This is a genomic window from Pseudomonas sp. JV245A (genome assembly GCF_032424515.1).
Lineage (GTDB): Bacteria > Pseudomonadota > Gammaproteobacteria > Pseudomonadales > Pseudomonadaceae > Aquipseudomonas > Aquipseudomonas protegens.
The window spans coordinates 1-955 of record NZ_VYKE01000430.1 but is presented as its reverse complement, the minus strand read 5'-3'; the positions used below and the strand labels follow the sequence as shown (position 1 = coordinate 955).

Below are 955 nucleotides of genomic sequence, written 5' to 3'. Positions count from 1 at the left end.
GGCCAGGGTCATCCAGGGAAACAGCCGATGGTCCTGGAACACGATGCCCCGCTCCAGGCTGGTGCCGGTCACCGGCTTGCCGTCCAGCAGCATCTGCCCCTGATAGTCACCCTCCAGGCCGACGATCAGCCGCAGCAGGGTGGATTTGCCGCAGCCGCTGGCACCGACAATGCTGACGAACTCTCCGGGCTGGACGTCCAGGTCGATGCCTTGCAGCACCGGCAGGGCCTGGCCCTGGATCCGGTAGCTCTTGTTCAGGCCGCGGATCTGTAACGCCCCGGTCCGGGCGTGGAGATGAGTGGGGAGCGGGGCGTGTTGGGCGATCGCATTCATGGGGAGGCCTTAACGGGTAGGGCGCCAGCGCAGCAGGCGGCGGCTCAAAAGGGTCAGCAGCAATGTCATCAGGTAGCCGCACAGGCCGATGCACAGCACGCAGAGCACTATCACTTCCATGCGTGAGCCGGCTTCGGCGTTCATCATCAGGTTGCCCAGGCCGGCCCCGGAGGACAGGAACAGCTCGCTGCCCACCGCTGTCACCCAGGCAAAGGCCAGGGCCTGCAACAGGCCGGTGGCAATGCTCGGCAGCGCCGCCGGCAGCAGGATGTGCCGCAGCCGCTGCGCCGGGTTTAGCACCAGCACCTGGCCGACCTCGCGGTAGCGCCGTTCCACCTGGCAAAAGCCCTGGTAGGTGTTGAGCACCATGGGGTAGAAGGCCGCGAGGCTGACGATCAGCATCTTGGAAAACTCACCGTTGCCGAACCACATGGCAATCAGCGGAATCCAGCCGAGCATCGGCACCTGGCGGATCGAATGGAACAGCGGGCCGATCAGGCGGTTGGCCAGGGTCGAGAGGGCCATCAGGGCTCCCAGCATGACCCCGGCCAGGGTGCCCAGCAGCAGGCCGCCGCTGGCTCGGCCCAGGCTGGCCAGCAGGTTGACCGGCAACTCGCCGTTG

The 955-nt window shown here is 66.6% G+C and carries 2 protein-coding genes; both read right to left on the bottom strand.

Annotation, left to right across the window (positions count from 1 at the left end):
- Positions 1–333: ATP-binding cassette domain-containing protein (locus F6S12_RS32235; RefSeq protein ID WP_315869921.1), on the bottom strand; the 333-nt coding region annotated here is incomplete at its 3' end.
- A gap of 9 nt (positions 334–342) precedes the next feature.
- The coding region (locus tag F6S12_RS32230) for an ABC transporter permease (protein ID WP_315869920.1) at positions 343–955 on the bottom strand (613 nt) is incomplete at its 5' end.